General features: G+C 63.7%; 14 protein-coding genes and 2 pseudogenes. 5 read left to right on the forward strand and 11 right to left on the reverse strand.

Translation table 11 applies throughout. The annotated features are described in order from the left end of the window. Positions 1-28 precede the first annotated feature (28 nt). The 3 genes from ACZ1HA_RS00955 to ACZ1HA_RS00965 are packed head-to-tail and all read left to right on the forward strand — an operon-like array spanning position 29 to position 2,308. Positions 29-1,153, forward strand: a complete 1,125-nt coding sequence (locus ACZ1HA_RS00955; RefSeq protein ID WP_472712517.1) for a cobalamin-independent methionine synthase II family protein — start codon at positions 29-31, stop codon at positions 1,151-1,153. Next, positions 1,153-1,602: a P-loop nucleotide/nucleoside kinase family protein gene (locus ACZ1HA_RS00960; protein WP_472712518.1), complete on the forward strand. Its 450-nt coding sequence runs from the start codon at positions 1,153-1,155 to the stop codon at positions 1,600-1,602. Before ACZ1HA_RS00955 ends, ACZ1HA_RS00960 begins: the two co-directional genes overlap by 1 nt. A gap of 10 nt (positions 1,603-1,612) precedes the next feature. Next, a complete protein-coding gene (locus tag ACZ1HA_RS00965) occupies positions 1,613-2,308 on the forward strand; it encodes an RraA family protein (protein WP_472712519.1) in 696 nt (231 codons plus the stop codon). Between the two features lie 544 nt (positions 2,309-2,852). On the opposite strand, the gene ACZ1HA_RS00970 is transcribed toward ACZ1HA_RS00965, so the two are convergent. Then, on the reverse strand, positions 2,853-3,401 hold the full coding sequence (locus tag ACZ1HA_RS00970) for a hypothetical protein (RefSeq protein WP_472712520.1): 549 nt from the start codon (positions 3,399-3,401) through the stop codon (positions 2,853-2,855). Between the two features lie 77 nt (positions 3,402-3,478). Here ACZ1HA_RS00970 and ACZ1HA_RS00975 point away from each other — a divergent pair, with 77 nt between their 5' ends. Then, the gene (locus ACZ1HA_RS00975; protein WP_472712521.1) at positions 3,479-4,042 is read left to right on the forward strand and encodes a Crp/Fnr family transcriptional regulator; all 564 of its coding nucleotides are present in this window, start codon (positions 3,479-3,481) and stop codon (positions 4,040-4,042) included. Positions 4,043-4,144: 102 nt separating this feature from the next. Here ACZ1HA_RS00975 and ACZ1HA_RS00980 read toward each other — a convergent pair. From ACZ1HA_RS00980 to ACZ1HA_RS01015, 8 genes and pseudogenes are all read right to left on the reverse strand, one after another. After that, positions 4,145-5,378, reverse strand: a pseudogene (locus ACZ1HA_RS00980) (mandelate racemase/muconate lactonizing enzyme family protein). A gap of 19 nt (positions 5,379-5,397) precedes the next feature. Continuing rightward, positions 5,398-6,489: a zinc-binding dehydrogenase gene (locus ACZ1HA_RS00985; RefSeq protein WP_472712522.1), complete on the reverse strand. Its 1,092-nt coding sequence runs from the start codon at positions 6,487-6,489 to the stop codon at positions 5,398-5,400. Between the two features lie 104 nt (positions 6,490-6,593). Next, positions 6,594-7,802 carry a TCR/Tet family MFS transporter gene (locus tag ACZ1HA_RS00990; protein ID WP_472712523.1) on the reverse strand — a complete coding sequence of 403 codons (1,209 nt, stop codon included), beginning with the start codon at positions 7,800-7,802 and terminating at the stop codon, positions 6,594-6,596. Between the two features lie 3 nt (positions 7,803-7,805). Further along, positions 7,806-9,132: pseudogene (locus tag ACZ1HA_RS00995) on the reverse strand (lyase family protein). Between the two features lie 28 nt (positions 9,133-9,160). Then, positions 9,161-9,949, reverse strand: a complete 789-nt coding sequence (pcaD, locus tag ACZ1HA_RS01000) for a 3-oxoadipate enol-lactonase (protein WP_472712524.1) — start codon at positions 9,947-9,949, stop codon at positions 9,161-9,163. A gap of 23 nt (positions 9,950-9,972) precedes the next feature. Then, positions 9,973-10,950, reverse strand: coding sequence for a threonine ammonia-lyase (locus tag ACZ1HA_RS01005; RefSeq protein WP_472712525.1), 978 nt, complete (start codon positions 10,948-10,950; stop codon positions 9,973-9,975). Beyond that, positions 10,947-11,771: an alpha/beta fold hydrolase gene (locus ACZ1HA_RS01010; RefSeq protein WP_472712526.1), complete on the reverse strand. Its 825-nt coding sequence runs from the start codon at positions 11,769-11,771 to the stop codon at positions 10,947-10,949. The genes ACZ1HA_RS01005 and ACZ1HA_RS01010 overlap by 4 nt, the downstream gene beginning before the upstream one ends. Further along, positions 11,771-12,457, reverse strand: a complete 687-nt coding sequence (locus tag ACZ1HA_RS01015; RefSeq protein ID WP_472712527.1) for a haloacid dehalogenase type II — start codon at positions 12,455-12,457, stop codon at positions 11,771-11,773. Before ACZ1HA_RS01015 ends, ACZ1HA_RS01010 begins: the two co-directional genes overlap by 1 nt. Positions 12,458-12,638: 181 nt before the next feature. Between ACZ1HA_RS01015 and ACZ1HA_RS01020 the strand changes: the two genes are divergently transcribed. Further along, positions 12,639-13,073 carry an FKBP-type peptidyl-prolyl cis-trans isomerase gene (locus tag ACZ1HA_RS01020; RefSeq protein WP_472712528.1) on the forward strand — a complete coding sequence of 145 codons (435 nt, stop codon included), beginning with the start codon at positions 12,639-12,641 and terminating at the stop codon, positions 13,071-13,073. Between the two features lie 2 nt (positions 13,074-13,075). On the opposite strand, the gene ACZ1HA_RS01025 is transcribed toward ACZ1HA_RS01020, so the two are convergent. Next, positions 13,076-13,414: a hypothetical protein gene (locus tag ACZ1HA_RS01025; RefSeq protein ID WP_472712529.1), complete on the reverse strand. Its 339-nt coding sequence runs from the start codon at positions 13,412-13,414 to the stop codon at positions 13,076-13,078. An 84-nt stretch (positions 13,415-13,498) separates the two neighbouring features. Continuing rightward, on the reverse strand, positions 13,499-14,290 hold the full coding sequence (locus tag ACZ1HA_RS01030; protein WP_472712530.1) for an enoyl-ACP reductase FabI: 792 nt from the start codon (positions 14,288-14,290) through the stop codon (positions 13,499-13,501). Positions 14,291-14,297: the final 7 nt, after the last annotated feature.

The raw sequence follows: 14,297 nt of genomic DNA on the forward strand, positions 1-14,297 counted from the left end.
GGGCCGGCAACAAAAAAGGAGACCGGGGATGGTCAGAACAACGCATGTAGGCTCGCTGCCCCGGACGCAGGAGGTGGTGGATTTCATCTTCGCGCGTGAACATGGAAACGAATACGATCCAGCGGCGTTCGATGCTGCCATGACGGCGGCTGTATCCGAGACCGTAAAGCGCCAGGTGGATGCGGGTGTGGACATCGTCAGCGATGGGGAGACGTCCAAGATATCCTATGCGACTTACGTCAAGGACCGTTACACCGGCTTTTCCGGCGACAGCAAACGCAATGCGCCTGCGGATCTCAAGCAGTTCCCGACCTTTCTCAAGCGCCTCGCGGACGAGGGTGGCACGCCGCAGTACGCACGCCCGATGTGCACCGGAGAGGTCCGCTCCAAAGGGCAGGGCGAACTGGAAAAGGACATCGCGAACCTGAAAGCCGGTATGGCCGACCATGGAGCTGCGCGCGGCTTCATGAATGCGGCCAGTCCCGGTGTGATATCGCTGTTTCTGCAGAACGAACATTATGCCACCCGGGATGCCTATCTTGCCGCCCTGGCGGACGCGATGCGTGAAGAATATGAGACGATTGCGGCCGCGGGTCTTGACCTGCAGCTGGACTGCCCGGATCTCGCGCTGTCACGGCATATGCTGTTCAACGATCTGACCGATGCAGAGTTTCTGAAGATTGCGGCCGGACACGTGGAGGCGCTGAACCACGCGCTGCAGAACGTTCCGCAGGACAAGGTGCGCATCCACATCTGCTGGGGCAACTATGAGGGGCCGCACACCTGTGACATTGGCATGGACAAGGTATTCGATACGCTGATGCAGGCCAAAGCACGCTATGTGCTGTTTGAGACGTCAAATCCGCGTCACGCGCACGAATGGACGGTGTTCCGTGACCGGCGGGCGGATATCCCGGATGACAAGGTACTGGTGCCGGGTGTGGTCGATACAACGACCAATTTCGTTGAGCATCCTGAGGTCGTCGCCCAGCGGATTGAACGGTTTACCGCCATTGTGGGGGCCGACCGGGTCATTGCCGGTTCTGACTGCGGGTTCGGCACATTTGCAGGTTTCGGTGCCGTCGATCCCGAGATTGCTTATGCCAAACTTTCGGCATTGTCACAGGGGGCGGCACTGGCTGCGGCGCGCTGATGGGGCGGATTATTGTGCTTTCGGGTATGCCCGGCAGCGGCAAGTCTACGCTGGCGCGCGCTTTGTGCGGTGGTGGGCAGGCAGTGCACCTGCGCGTGGACACAATAGAAAAAGCGATCCGCGAGAGTGACCTGGCACCCCCGTCCGCCATTGATGCAGGGTACCGCGCGGCGGCAGCCCAAGCGGAAGAGCTGACCGCGCTGGGCCACGATGTGGTCTGTGATGCGGTGAATGCCAGCGCAGCGGGGCGTGCGCTCTGGCCGGAGCCTGATCTGATCGTGCATGTGTTCATCCCCGAAGAGGTCCGCGCACAGCGTATCGATGAGCGGGGGTTTGCCGGGTATCCCCATGTCTGGGAGGACTGGAAGGTGCCGGTGCTGAAGCTGGACGGCAGATCAGATCCGGAGGAAATGGCGCAGGCCGTGCGGGACGCCCTGCCGCAGAAATGAAGAGAGAGATATGAACAGCGAACTCATGGAAATACTCCGCCGTGTCGATACGCCGACTGTCTGCAACGCGATTGAGGTCGCGCAGGGCAAACGTGGCTTTGATGATTTCACCCGCGGCACCATGCTGTGCTCCGCTCCCGAGGGCGGCGCGATGGTCGGTTACGCCCGCACGGCACGCATACGCGCGGTGACCCCGCCCGATGAGCCCGCAGACGTGATCAGAGCCCGGCGTATGGCGTATTACCGTTATATGTCAGAGGGTTCGCGCCCTGGTGTCGCGGTCGTGCAGGACATGGATGTGCCCCATGCGATCGGCGCTTACTGGGGCGAGGTGAACACCAATATTCACAAGGCGTTCGGCCTCTCGGGTGCCCTGACGGATGGGGTCATGCGCGACCTCGGCGACCTGCCCGAAGGCTTTCCGGTGGTGGCCGGGTCCATCGGGCCAAGCCACGGGTTTGTGCATGTGCTGGATTTTGATCAGCCGGTGGAAATCCACGGCATGACCGTTGCCCCCGGCGCGCTGGTGCACGCAGACCGGCACGGCGCTGTTGTGATCCCGGAGGATGTGGTACCCGCGCTGGAGGAGGCGATAGCGACGCTGATGCGGTCGGAGACAATTGTCTTTGATGCGGTGAAGGGCAGGCAGATCACCTTTGACGAATTCGAAGGGGTCTGGGCCGCGTTCGAGGCCGCGCGCACCTGACGGATCAGAGGTAAAGGCAGCGTACGCGCAACACCACACTGACCAATGGGGCCCCGGGGCGGGCAAAAGCCCGAAGACCCTGAAAAGAAGGGAGAAACCGAAGTCGGTATCACGTCGGTATTACGTCGGTGTTCTGGTCGGTATTGCGAGGGGACGGCACAGTAACAGAGCGTGCGCTGCGTAAAAGTTACGGGTGTGTGAACTGTGCAGAGCCGCGGTTTAGGCAGCGAGGTGCTTGATCAGCGCGGCGGTCAGAGATGAGCCGGGACCACGTTGAGGAGTGAAGAAATGCGGGGCTGGGTGGGACTATTGGGCCTGGCTTTTTGGGGATCATTCGCCGCTGAAGCACTCGACCGCGTGAGGCAAACGACCTGGCACATGGCACCCGCGCAACAGGCACTGTTGCGCCGCGCCGTTCCGCCCCCACGGGGCGGCGCGATTGCGCCACCCCTCGGAACGGCGCTTCTGCAGGTCGGTTGGATGCCCCAGGTTTATGGTCGGAGACTGTGTTGGCCGCTTTGCGGACGAAGCGGACACTACTCACCTAGGCAGCAACGTCCGCTTTGGGCAGGCGAGCCCAGATCAGCCCCGCCGCAAGCACGAGTATCACAGCGAGGGTTGTCATGACGGACTTGGCGATTGTCGCTGTGCTGGCGGCGTAGACCAACGATCCCGACACATCTGGCCAACCGTAGATCATCGCCACGATCCCTAGGTTCTCGAAATAATCGAACAGCGCACTGCCGACCGCGAGGGCAACGCCAAGACGGACAAATATACTATTGGGCATGTGTCGCCCAAACCAGCAGACGGTGCTGCTCAGTGTGAGCGCGAGCAAGGCCGGATAGAGCGTATCCAGAGGAATCTGGCGGCTGAGATAATACGCGCGCCCTTCTGCACCTAGGGCTTCAAGAAGCGTCGCGGCATCCGAGGGACCGTACCCGAAGGGCCGCATGTCGAATGGCACCTGCCCCGAGATAGCTTCGATGTGGGCAAGCGTGACGGTGATCATCAGCACGTAGATGACAATAGCAATCAACCCGCAGCCAATTGCGGCAAACCCGGTGTACCTTGAAAGAAGTGTGTGAACCATTTTGGGACCTCCTTGATTTGTGCCAAGTTGCCCTTGATTGAGACCCCACGCATTATCATTTGATAAGGCATACCAAGATGGAACTACGGAATTTTCTCGCACAGTCACCTAACCTGTCTGACATGAGTGTGGCAGACGGTTTTGCGTCTCATTGGAGAGCCAAGCGTGTGAACAAAGGCGCGCGCCTTGCCAACCAAGGACAACCTGAATCTGATGAGTTCATTCTTTTGGATGGGTGCCTGTCCAGCAGCATATGTGATCAAGAGGGCAAGGAAGTATGCGTTGGGCTCTATGTAGGTCCTTGCGTTGTCACGCCGAACATCGCGCGAACGCGGGATGGAGTGTCCCTTGTATCCATACAGGCAACCAAAGAGGCCTCGCTTTATTGGATCGATACTGGCCAGCTTACAAAGCTGATGATTGAATCTGAACCAATCCAAAACTGGGCAAATGGTATTCTACGAGACGCATTGAGTGAAAAGGCGGAGCGCGAATGGTGTCTCGCCGCTCTTGGCGGGGCGGAGCGGCTTAACTGGTTCCGCCAAGCATACCCCAGCTATGAAGACATTTTCACTCATGCGTTGATAGCATCCTTTTTGGGGATCACGCCTGTCACGATGAGCCGACTACGCGCTAGGTAGACAAAAAAGAAGCGGACATCCATGCGTCCTGCAGCATTCGGCAAATTGGGCTCAAAACGGACACTCGCGCCCGCCTGACCTGCCTCCGGCGCGCCGCCCCATTCAGTCGCGCGGGGCCGGGGCGCCGCCTTCAAAGTCGTTGCCGTTCACATAGTCGCAGGGGGCTTCCTGCATCTGCAGGTGCAGCCCGTCGCCGGTGTAGGGGTGCGCGCGGGCGAGGGCCTCGTCCACGTCGATGCCGAGGCCCGGGGTGTCGGGCGGGGTGATGAAACCGTCCTCGACCCGGATCGTGCCGCGGATCAGGTTGTCGTGGAACGGGGTCTCTATCGTTTCGGCCATGAGCAGGTTGGGGATCGAGGCCGCGAGGTGCACATTGGCGGCCCATTCCACGGGGCCTGCGTAAAGGTGCGGGGCCATCTGTGCGTTGTAGGCCTCGGCCATGGCGGCGACTTTCTTCATCTCCCAGATGCCCCCTGCGCGGCCCAGGGCCGGTTGCAGGATTGTGGCGGCTCCGCTGCGCAGCACGGGCGCGAACTCGGCCTTGGTGGTCAGGCGCTCGCCGGTGGCCACGGGGATCTCGCACGACGCGGGCGACTTTGGCCATTTCCTCTACGGCGTCGGGCGGGATCGGTTCCTCGAACCAGAGCGGGGCGTATGGTTCCAGCGCCTGGCCCAGCCGGATGGCTCCAGCGGTGGTGAATTGCCCGTGCGTGCCAAAGAGCAGATCGGCGCGGTCGCCCACCGCGGCGCGGATGGCTTTGCAGAAGGCGACGGACTGGCTGATGTCGCGCATACCCGGCATGTGGCCACCGCGCAGCGTGTAGGGCCCGGCGGGGTCGAATTTCACGGCTGTGTAGCCTTTCTCTACCATCGCCAGCGCGCTTTCTGCGGCCATGTCAGGCGAGGTCCAGAAGGCCGCGAGATCATGCTGCGGCAGCGGGTAGAGGTACGTGTAGGCGCGGATGCGGTCGTTCATTTTCCCGCCCAGCAGCGCCCAGACGGGGCGGTCGCGTGCCTTGCCCAGGATGTCCCAGCAGGCGATTTCGAGCCCGGAAAACGCCCCCATGACCGTGAGGTCGGGCCGCTGGGTGAACCCCGAAGAGTAGGCGCGACGGAACATCAGTTCGATGTTTTCGGGGTTTTCGCCGTCCATGTGACGCTCAAAGACATCCGCGATCACGTGGCGCATGGCATCGGGCCCGACGGATGAGGCGTAGCATTCGCCCCAGCCGGTGATGCCGTTGTCGGTGGTGAGTTTCACCAGGATCCAGTAGCGGCCGCCCCAGCCCGGGGCTGGCGGGGCGGTGACGATGATGTCGAGATCGCGCAGTTTCACGGGCGGCCCTCCGGTGGTGTCAGGTGTCGAAGACGATGACGTTGCGGCGCGCGCCCCCCGTTCGGGTGTCGGCGATGGCCTCGTTGATCTGGTCAAGACGCCAGCGCCCGGAAATCAGTTCATCGAGCTTCAGGCGGCCCTGGGCGTAAAGGTCCACCATCCAGGGGATGTCGCGCTGGATCACCACGTCGCCCATTTTGGAGCCGGTCATGCCCTGACCTGTTGCGGCCAGCATCACCGGCTCGTAGCTGGAGAGCGCGCCCGAATGCGGCATGCCGACCATGATGACCTGGCCGCCGGCCCCCAGATAGCGCGGGGCCTGATCATAGGCGGGGATGGCCCCGACCGTGACGATCACGGCATCTGCACCGCGCCCGCCCATGGCTTTGATCGCGGCCCGCCAGGGTTTGTCCAGCGTGGCCAGCACGCCGTCGGTTGCGCCGAATTCCCGGGCGGTCTGAAGTTTCTCTTCGCTCATATCCACGGCGATGATGCGGCGGGCACCGGCAATGCGTGCGCCCTGGATCGCGTTGAGCCCGACGCCACCCGCGCCGATCACGACCACGTCCTGGCCTGCGCGCAGGTTTGCGGCATTGACCACCGCACCGACACCGGTGATGACCCCACAGGCCACTAGGCAGGCGGCCTCTTTGGAGATGTCCGGGCTGATCCGCACGACCTGGTTTTGTGCCACCACGACCTTTTCCGCGAACCCGCCGCAGGCCATAGCCTGGTGCAGTTTGCCGCCGGTTGTGGTGGTGATTGGCCCGTGATCACCGTCATAGGGTGTTTCACAGATTGTGGGTTTGCCGGAGGCGCAGTTGCCGCAGCTGCCGCAGGCGCGGATCAGGGTGACGATCACACTGTCTCCTGCCTTCAGGCCCGTGACGCCGTCGCCGGTTGCTGTGACCACGCCTGCGGCTTCATGCCCGTAGACCGCGGGCAGCGAGCCGCCCCAGGCACCATCCGCATAGGAGATGTCCGAATGGCAGATCGCGACGGCACTCAGGGTGACCTCGACCTCACCGGCGATGGGCGCGCGCAGGAGGATATCCTCGACCAAAAGCGGGTCGCTAAAACTGTGGCACACGGCGGCTTTGATTGTCTGCATGGGCGTTTCTTTCTGTCGGCGGGCGCGTGGCCGTTTGCTGTTCTGGCCAGCCTGTCGCCGGGGCGTCAGAGTTGCAAGCCCGAAGGCGACAGCAGTGTGTCGTTTCAGCCGGTTCTCTGTGCTGCATCGCCGCGCAGGACGAACACGACCAGTCCCACAACGATCAGTGCCGCGGACAGCAGAAAGGGTGCCCCGGGCAGGTAGAAGGCCGCACCCTCTGTGGTGAAGGTCGCGAAGGTGGCGGTCATCATCATCGGCGAGAAGATCATTGCCAGCGCCGACAGGGACGTCAGCGCGCCCTGCAACTCGCCCTGGGCATCCGCACCGACTGCTTTGGACATGATCCCTTGGAGCGCGGGGGTGATCACGGCAGCAAGGGCTGCCAGCGGTGTCAGGATGAGCGCCAGGGTCCCGTTTGTGACAAAGGCCAGGGCCAGAAACGCCAGTATATCAAAGACGTGCCCATAAAGGACGGTGCCGCGTTCGCCCAGCAGCCGCATGATGGGCCGGATCAGACCGCCCTGAACAATGGCCAGCATGATGCCGAAGAGCGCGAGGCTCAGGCCGATTGTCTGGGGGTCCCAGCCGAACCGTTCCTTGCCGAAATAGGACCAGACGGCGGGATAAACGATAAAGGCCACCTGGTAGATGAAGAACACCAGCAGCATTGCGCCGATACCGGGCAGTTTGCGCAGCTGCCGGAGGCTGCCCAGCGGATTGGCGCGCGTCCACTGGAACGGCCGCCGGATGCTGTCGGTCACGGTTTCCTTCAGGACAAAGAGGCCGAAGCCGAAGTTCAGGAGCGCGAGCAGGGCGGCGGCATAGAAGGGCGCGCGGGTGCCGTAGCCTGCCAGCAGACCGCCTATGAGCGGACCCAGCACAAAGCCAATGCCAAAGGCCGCGCCCACGAGACCGAAGTTGGCCGCGCGGTCCTCGGGCCCGGAGATGTCGGCCATATAGGCGTTGGCGGTGGATTGCGTCGCGGCAGTGATCCCGCCGACAACCCGGCCCAGCAGCAGGAGCCAGATGCTGCCGGCGACGGCCATGACCAGATAATCAAGCGCCATGATGGCGAGCGACACCAGCAGGACCGGTCTGCGCCCGAAACGGTCAGACAGACCACCCAGCACCGGTCCGAAGAGAAACTGCATCACCGCAAAAACGGTTGAGAGGATACCGCCCCAGAGAGCCGCCTGCGCCAGGTCACCCGCGCGCACCTCCTGGATCAGGTCGGGCATGACGGGGATGATCAGGCCGATCCCCATGGCATCAATCATGACGGTCGTCAGGATGAACAGAACCGCCGGGCGCAAGCGTCAGATCCCGGCAATGCGGGCGGCAAAAGCCCGCGCGTCGGCCGGTGCCTGGCCCGTGGATTTCTGTGGGTCGAAAAGATCGGGCGGCAGGTCGGGCCAGGCCGCAAGAGCGCGTTCGGCCAGCGTGCCGCCGTTGTCGCGCACCTCATTGCAGAGCGTTTTGACCGCCTGCTGTGCCTCCGGACGGGGCATCTGCCGGGCGAGCGCAAAGCTCAGGGCTTCGGCGTGCACCATGCCGCCGCCGTGCGCCAGACCCCGCAGCATGGCATCCGTGTCGGGCTGGGCGCCGCCGATGACCTCTGCCGCGATCTGCAGCGCGCTGGCGCAGCCCAGCACGATCTGCGGCAGGACCATCCATTCGGTGAACCAGTGCAGCGCCATCGCGCTGGTGCTGGTGCATGGCGGCGGTCTGCAGGCTGCTGAGCAACCCGGCGGTCTGGTGTGACAGTGCCGTGAGCGCAGACGGCCCCACCGGGTTCTGTTTCTGCGGCATCGTGGAGGACGCCCCGGCACCGCCCAGACGAATGTCACCGACCCCGCCGGCCGCAAGGCCCGTCAGGCTGTGGCCCATGGCACCGAGGGTCGCGGTGACACCTGCCATCCAGCCCGCAATGCGCAGCACCGGGCCACGATCGGTGTGCCAGCTGCGTCCCGGATCAGCGAGGCCCAGACCCGCGGCGAGGGCCGCGCGCAGAGCATCCGGGTCGGCCCCGAGTTCAGAGGCGGTGCCCGCAGCCCCCGAGAGCGATACCCAGAGGTTATCCCTGCGCAGGGCGGGCAGGGCGTCCAGAGCGTCCGCCAGCGGCATGCCCCAGCCCGCCAGAACAGCCCCCCATGTGGTCGGCGTGGCAGGTTGCCCGTAGGTGCGCGCGGCCATCGGCGTTTTCGCGTGGTGCGATGCCGCCTCTGCCATCTGTTGCAGCAGACCGGTCAGGTCCTGCTCAGCGAGGCTCAGCGCCTGGCGCAGGCGCAGCATCAGGCCGGTGTCGATAATGTCCTGCGAGGTCGCGCCCCAGTGCACGTATTGCGCATGTTCGGGCGCGTTCATTTCCGCACGGAAGGCCGCAACCATCGCCGGGATGCAGACCCCGTTGGTGCCTGTCGCTGTCTTCAGCGCGCCCGGGTCGATCTGTATTTCCAGCGTTGCGCGCTGAATGGCGGCCGCGCTGATTTCCGGGATCAGCCCCGCTGCTCCCTGCGCTTTGGCCAGGGCCCCTTCGGTCAGCAGCATGGCGCGCAGCGCGGCGCTGTCCGAAAAGAGCCGTCCGGTTTCGCCGGTGGGAAAGAGCCCGGCATAGAGGGGGCTGTCAAAAACGCTCGCAGCCATCGCTTAGTCCCGCAGTGCCCGCGTGGTGTCAGACATGACCCACCTCGCGCAGGAAGGCGGTCAGCGTGTCCGCATATTCCCGGGGCTGTTCCACGCAGGGCAGGTGGCCTGTCCCCCGGATGATATGCATGCGGCTGCCGGGGATCAGGTCGATGGTTTCACGCACGAGGTCGGGTGGTGTTGATCCGTCTTCGGTCCCGGCGATGCCCAGCGTCGGCAGGCGCAGGCTGGCGGTGGTGGTGTAGAAATCCGTGCCGGATATGGCGGCGGAACAGCCCATGTATCCTTCGTCTTCCTGACGGGTCAGCATGTTGCGCCAGAGTTCGAGTTCCGGGGTTTCCCGGAAGCGCCGCGAGAACCAGCGGTCGATAATGGCATCCGCGAGAGCCCCGATGCCGCCCGCGCGGACCCCGGCGATGCGTTCGTCCCACATATCCTTGTTGCCGATGCGGGCGCCGGTGTTTGACAGGACCATCGCACGCACCATATCCAGACGCTTGACCGCGAGGCCCTGGGCTATCATGCCGCCGATGGACAGGCCGACGAAAACGCAGTCCCGCACGTTCAGGTGATCGAGCAGCTTTTCCGCATCTGTCACGAGCGCACCCATGGTGTAGGGAGCCGGCGGGCAGGTCGAAAGGCCGTGGCCCCGTTTGTCATAGCGGATCAGCCGCAGGCCTTCAGGCAGCAGCGGCAGGATCGGGTCCCACAGGCGCATGTCCGTGCCGAGCGAGTTGGCGAAAACCACCGGGGCTCCGTCCTCGGGACCATCCACGCGGTAGTGCAGGCGCACGTCCCCCAGATCAGCGATCAGCATCTGTTTTCCCCTTGTCCGTTCTGTCAGGCGGCATACCGGCTGAGCGCCGTCTGAAACACATCCGCATCCACATTGCCGCCTGAGATTGTGACGATGACATCATCGCCGTCAATCGTGTCGTGATGAAAGAGCGCTGCTGCCAGCGCCACGGCGCCGCCGGGTTCGGCCACCAGTTTCAGGCGGCTGAAGGCGAGGGCCATGGCGTGCAGGGCCTCATCGTCGGTCACAACGATGCCGGGGCCTGCGAGGCGCTGCAGGATCGGCAGGGTGATCTGCCCGGGAACCGGCGTGACGATGGCATCACACAGGCTGCCGGAGGGCGCGGCGTTCCTGCAGGGATGTCCGGCTGCCAGCGAACGCGTCATATCATCGAAGTGTTCCGGCTCGCAGGGGCGCACCCGCAGGCCCGGAGCCTGTGCCTCAAATGCCAGGGCAATGCCCGAGGCGAAACCGCCCCCGCCACAGCACACGATCACATCTGCCCGCCCGATGCCGGCATCAGCGGCCTGTTCAGCGATCTCAAGACCCGCCGTGCCCTGTCCGGCGATCACCTGGGGTTCGTCAAACGGCCGGATCAGCGTGAGGCCCCGGGCCTCTGACAGTTCGGCACCGATCGCGTCGCGGTCCTCGCCAGCGGCCCGGTCGTAGAGCACCACTTCGGCCCCCAGCACGCGGGTGTTGTCGATTTTCATCCGGGGCGCGTCGGCAGGCATGATGATCACCGCGGTGCTGCCCATCTGGCGCGCGGCCAGCGCAACACCCTGCGCGTGATTGCCGCTGGAAAAGGCGATCACGCCGCGGGCGCGCTGTTCGTCGGTCAGTGCAGAAACGGCAGAGCGGGCACCGCGGTATTTGAAGCTGCCAGTGTGCTGCAGGCATTCGGGTTTGATCCAGACGCGCCGCCCTGCCAGGTCGTCAAGAAAGGGCGAACTGAGCAGCGGTGTTCTTCGGACGTGGTCTGCAATCCGGCCGTGCGCGGCCCTGATCATGTCGATATTCATTTCAGGCTGTTGATCCATGTCTGCAGGGTTGCAACGGATTCCGGCTCGTCCAGAAACGGTATGTGGCCGCGTCCCATGACGGTGGCGGCGACCATGTCGGGACGCCTGCGCTGCATCTCGGCCAGTGTGTCCGGGCTGAGCAGGTCCGAGTTCTCGCCCCGCAGGCAGGCCAGTGGCAGGCCCTCGAGCGCGTCGAAAAACGGCCAGAGATCGGGGGCGGCCTGCGCGCCCTGGGCCTCGACGGCGTCGCGCAGTTTCGGATCATAGGTGATGGACAGACCGGAATCGGTCATCCGGAAGTGTTTGACCGCCTCCTCCATCCAGCGCGCAAAGGGCACATCCTCGAACGAGGTCATCGAACGCTCAAGCCCGCGCGCGGCATCCACGTGGTTCTTGGCGCCTGGGTTGCGGCCCAGGTAGCTCATGATGAACGACAGCCCCGTGGGGTCGAGTTCCGGGCCGATGTCATTGAGTGCGACGCCCAGCAGCCGGTTCTTGTGGCTCATCGCGAGGCCCATGGCATTCAGCCCGCCGCGCGAAGTACCGAGGATTGCCACCCGCTGCAGACCGAGATGATCAAGCAGCGTCAGAACATCCTGGCATTCCACAGGCAGGCTGTAGTTCTGCCATTTTTTGTCCCACTCAGAGCGCCCACGCCCCCGGTAGTCCATACGTATCACGCGGCAGTCGCGCAGATGTGGCATGACATAGTCAAAATCGGCACCGGTCCGCGTCAGACCTGCGAGACAGAGCAGGGGCAGCCCGGTACCTTCGTCCGTATAGTGGAGCGTCAGCCCGTCATGAGAGACAAACTCCGGCATCAGAGGCCCGCCAGTGCGGGAATGCCCGTCAGATCGGGGATGATATGCGCAGGCCGCCAGGGCAGCCGGTCCACGGGTTCGCCCGCGCGGTTCACCCAGGCGGTGGTAAAGCCGTACCCGGTGGCACAGCCGGCGTCCCAGCCGTTGGAGGAGACAAAGAGCACCTCGGAGGTGTCACAGCCAAACCGGCGGCACACCATGTCGTAAACCCGTGCATCCGGTTTAAAGACGCCGACACTTTCCACCGACAGTGTGTCGTCCAGAACTTCGCCGATGCCCGCAGAGGCCACGGCGGCGGCCAGCATATCAGGCGCGCCATTGGAGAGGATGGCGGTGTTCATGCCGCCCGCTTTGAGCGCCCGGAGCATGTCCGGCACCTCCGGATAGGCCTGCAGTTCGCGGTAGAGGGCCATCAGCCTGTCATAGAGTTCCTGGTCATCGCCGAAACCGTTGCGTTCCAGCGCCCATTCCAGGCCCTCGCCTGTCACTGTCCAGAAATCGGTATGGGCATCCGTGACCGCGCGCAGCCAGGTGTATTGCAGCTGTTTCTGCCGCCAGTGCTCGGCAATGGCCTGCCAGCACCCGGCAATGCGTGCGAATTCCGGCTCGCCCGCTGCCTGCCGTGCTGCGGCACTGACATCGAACAGGGTGCCATAGGCGTCGAAGATGCAGGTTGTCACTGCCATGATCTCTGTCCTTTCATCGCATTGGGGGCACAGTGTCATGGCATTGTCGCTGCTGAAAGGCCAAATCACGCGATTTTAACCTTTACTCTGCGCGCGGGCAGGGGCAGGCTGCTCTGAACCCGGGAGCACCCGCGCAGATACGCGGCCTCCGACGTTTTTCCAGAACAGCACGAGGCAGTTTATGACCCAGGTCAAATCGGGCGACACCGTCGCCATCCACTACACCGGCACATTGCTGGACGGCACCACCTTTGACAGCTCCGAAGGCCGTGATCCGCTGGAGTTCGTGGTGGGATCCGGCCAGATCATTCCGGGCCTTGATGTAGCCCTGCCCGGTATGGCGGTGGGGGACAAAAAGACGGTCGATATCGCCTGCGCAGATGCCTATGGGCCGCTGAACCCGGAAATGCGCCAGTCGGTGCCGCGCGAAGGCATCCCGGATGACATCCCGCTGGAAGTGGGCACGCAGCTGCAGATGCAGACGCCCACGGGTCAGCCCCTGCCGGTGATGGTGGTCGAGGTCAGCGAGGCGACTGTCACGCTGGACGCCAATCACCCGCTCGCGGGCAAGGATCTGCGGTTTAATATTGAACTGATGCGGATTGACGCGGCCTGAGGTCAGGACCCGGGTCGGTTCACCCGGACAGCTGAGTCTGACAGGCGGGCCGCGGGAAGACCGGCCATTTTCGCTTTGCCCGGGGCGCTCTGTATCTCTGCACTGCGCGCGGCGATGGCCATTTCGCGGAAAGAGCCGCCGTCCATCGCGACCTGCGCCATCAGTCTGGCGCTTTCGATCTGCAGCCGCATCTGCGGTTGCGCCACCGGGTCGGACCAGAGTGCGGTTGAGAACATCACCGCTGTGATCGGGATGAGCATTTTCGCCCGGTACCGCGCCTTCTGTCCGCGCTCAATACAGGCGATCCGGCGATAGTCTTTTCTGGTCAGATTCGGTTTCATAACCAGAGCATGACCGGTAATTCGGGCGTCAGTGCGGCACAAACATGGAGAGCTGCCGGCGAAACCTTACCGCGCAGTTAACGCTCAGAGATTGCCGGCCTGCGGCATGCCCAGAACGTGGAAACCACCGTCGACGCGGATGACTTCGCCCGTGGTGCAGGAACCGGCGTCGGATGCCAGATAGACGGCGGTGCCGCCCACGGCCTCGAGCGTCGCATTTGCCCGCAGCGGGGCGTTCTCGTCGGTGTGCTTGAGGGTTTTGCGCGCGCCGCCGATCGCCGCACCGGCGAGGGTTTTCATCGGCCCGGGCGAGATCGCATTCACCCGGATGCCCTCGGGACCCAGGTCATTGGCGAGATAGCGCGTCGCACTTTCCAGGGCCGCCTTTGCCACGCCCATCACGTTGTAGTTGGGGGTGACGCGGTTCGAACCCATGTAGGTCAGCGTCAGCAGTGTGCCGCCGTTTTCCGTCATCATCGGGTGCGCCCGCCGCGCGATTTCAATGAAGGAATAGGCGCTGATGTCCATCGAGTTTTTGAAGTTCGCCCGGCTTGTGTTCAGAAAGCGCCCGGTCAGTTCGTTTTTGTCTGAAAAGGCGATGGCGTGTACCACGAAGTCAATTGTCGGCCAGCGTGCGCCCAGTGCTTCAAAGGCTGCATCCAGTGAGGCGTCGTCGGTGACGTCCACATCGACCATGAAGTCCGAGCCAATCGATTGTGCCAGAGGTTCCAGGCGTTTGCCAAAGGCCTCGCCCTGGTAGGTGAAGGCCAGCTCAGCACCGGCCTCTGACATCGCCTTTGCGATGCCCCAGGCGATGGAGCGTTCGTTCGCCACGCCCATGATGAGACCGCGTTTTCCTGCAAGAACACCAGACATGTTGACC

The sequence above is a fragment of the Roseobacter sp. S87 genome (assembly GCF_055693285.1).

What these genes read in the sequence shown, in the direction of transcription:
- ACZ1HA_RS00955 (WP_472712517.1), top strand. Translation starts at nt 29, where the DNA reads ATGGTCAGAACAACGCATGTAGGCTCGCTGCCCCGGACGCAGGAGGTG.
- ACZ1HA_RS00960 (WP_472712518.1), top strand. Translation starts at nt 1,153, where the DNA reads ATGGGGCGGATTATTGTGCTTTCGGGTATGCCCGGCAGCGGCAAGTCT.
- ACZ1HA_RS00965 (WP_472712519.1), top strand. Translation starts at nt 1,613, where the DNA reads ATGAACAGCGAACTCATGGAAATACTCCGCCGTGTCGATACGCCGACT.
- ACZ1HA_RS00970 (WP_472712520.1), bottom strand. Translation starts at nt 3,401, where the DNA reads ATGGTTCACACACTTCTTTCAAGGTACACCGGGTTTGCCGCAATTGGC.
- ACZ1HA_RS00975 (WP_472712521.1), top strand. Translation starts at nt 3,479, where the DNA reads ATGGAACTACGGAATTTTCTCGCACAGTCACCTAACCTGTCTGACATG.
- ACZ1HA_RS00985 (WP_472712522.1), bottom strand. Translation starts at nt 6,489, where the DNA reads ATGCAGACAATCAAAGCCGCCGTGTGCCACAGTTTTAGCGACCCGCTT.
- pcaD (WP_472712524.1), bottom strand. Translation starts at nt 9,949, where the DNA reads ATGCTGATCGCTGATCTGGGGGACGTGCGCCTGCACTACCGCGTGGAT.
- ACZ1HA_RS01005 (WP_472712525.1), bottom strand. Translation starts at nt 10,950, where the DNA reads ATGAATATCGACATGATCAGGGCCGCGCACGGCCGGATTGCAGACCAC.
- ACZ1HA_RS01010 (WP_472712526.1), bottom strand. Translation starts at nt 11,771, where the DNA reads ATGCCGGAGTTTGTCTCTCATGACGGGCTGACGCTCCACTATACGGAC.
- ACZ1HA_RS01015 (WP_472712527.1), bottom strand. Translation starts at nt 12,457, where the DNA reads ATGGCAGTGACAACCTGCATCTTCGACGCCTATGGCACCCTGTTCGAT.
- ACZ1HA_RS01020 (WP_472712528.1), top strand. Translation starts at nt 12,639, where the DNA reads ATGACCCAGGTCAAATCGGGCGACACCGTCGCCATCCACTACACCGGC.
- ACZ1HA_RS01025 (WP_472712529.1), bottom strand. Translation starts at nt 13,414, where the DNA reads ATGAAACCGAATCTGACCAGAAAAGACTATCGCCGGATCGCCTGTATT.
- ACZ1HA_RS01030 (WP_472712530.1), bottom strand. Translation starts at nt 14,290, where the DNA reads ATGTCTGGTGTTCTTGCAGGAAAACGCGGTCTCATCATGGGCGTGGCG.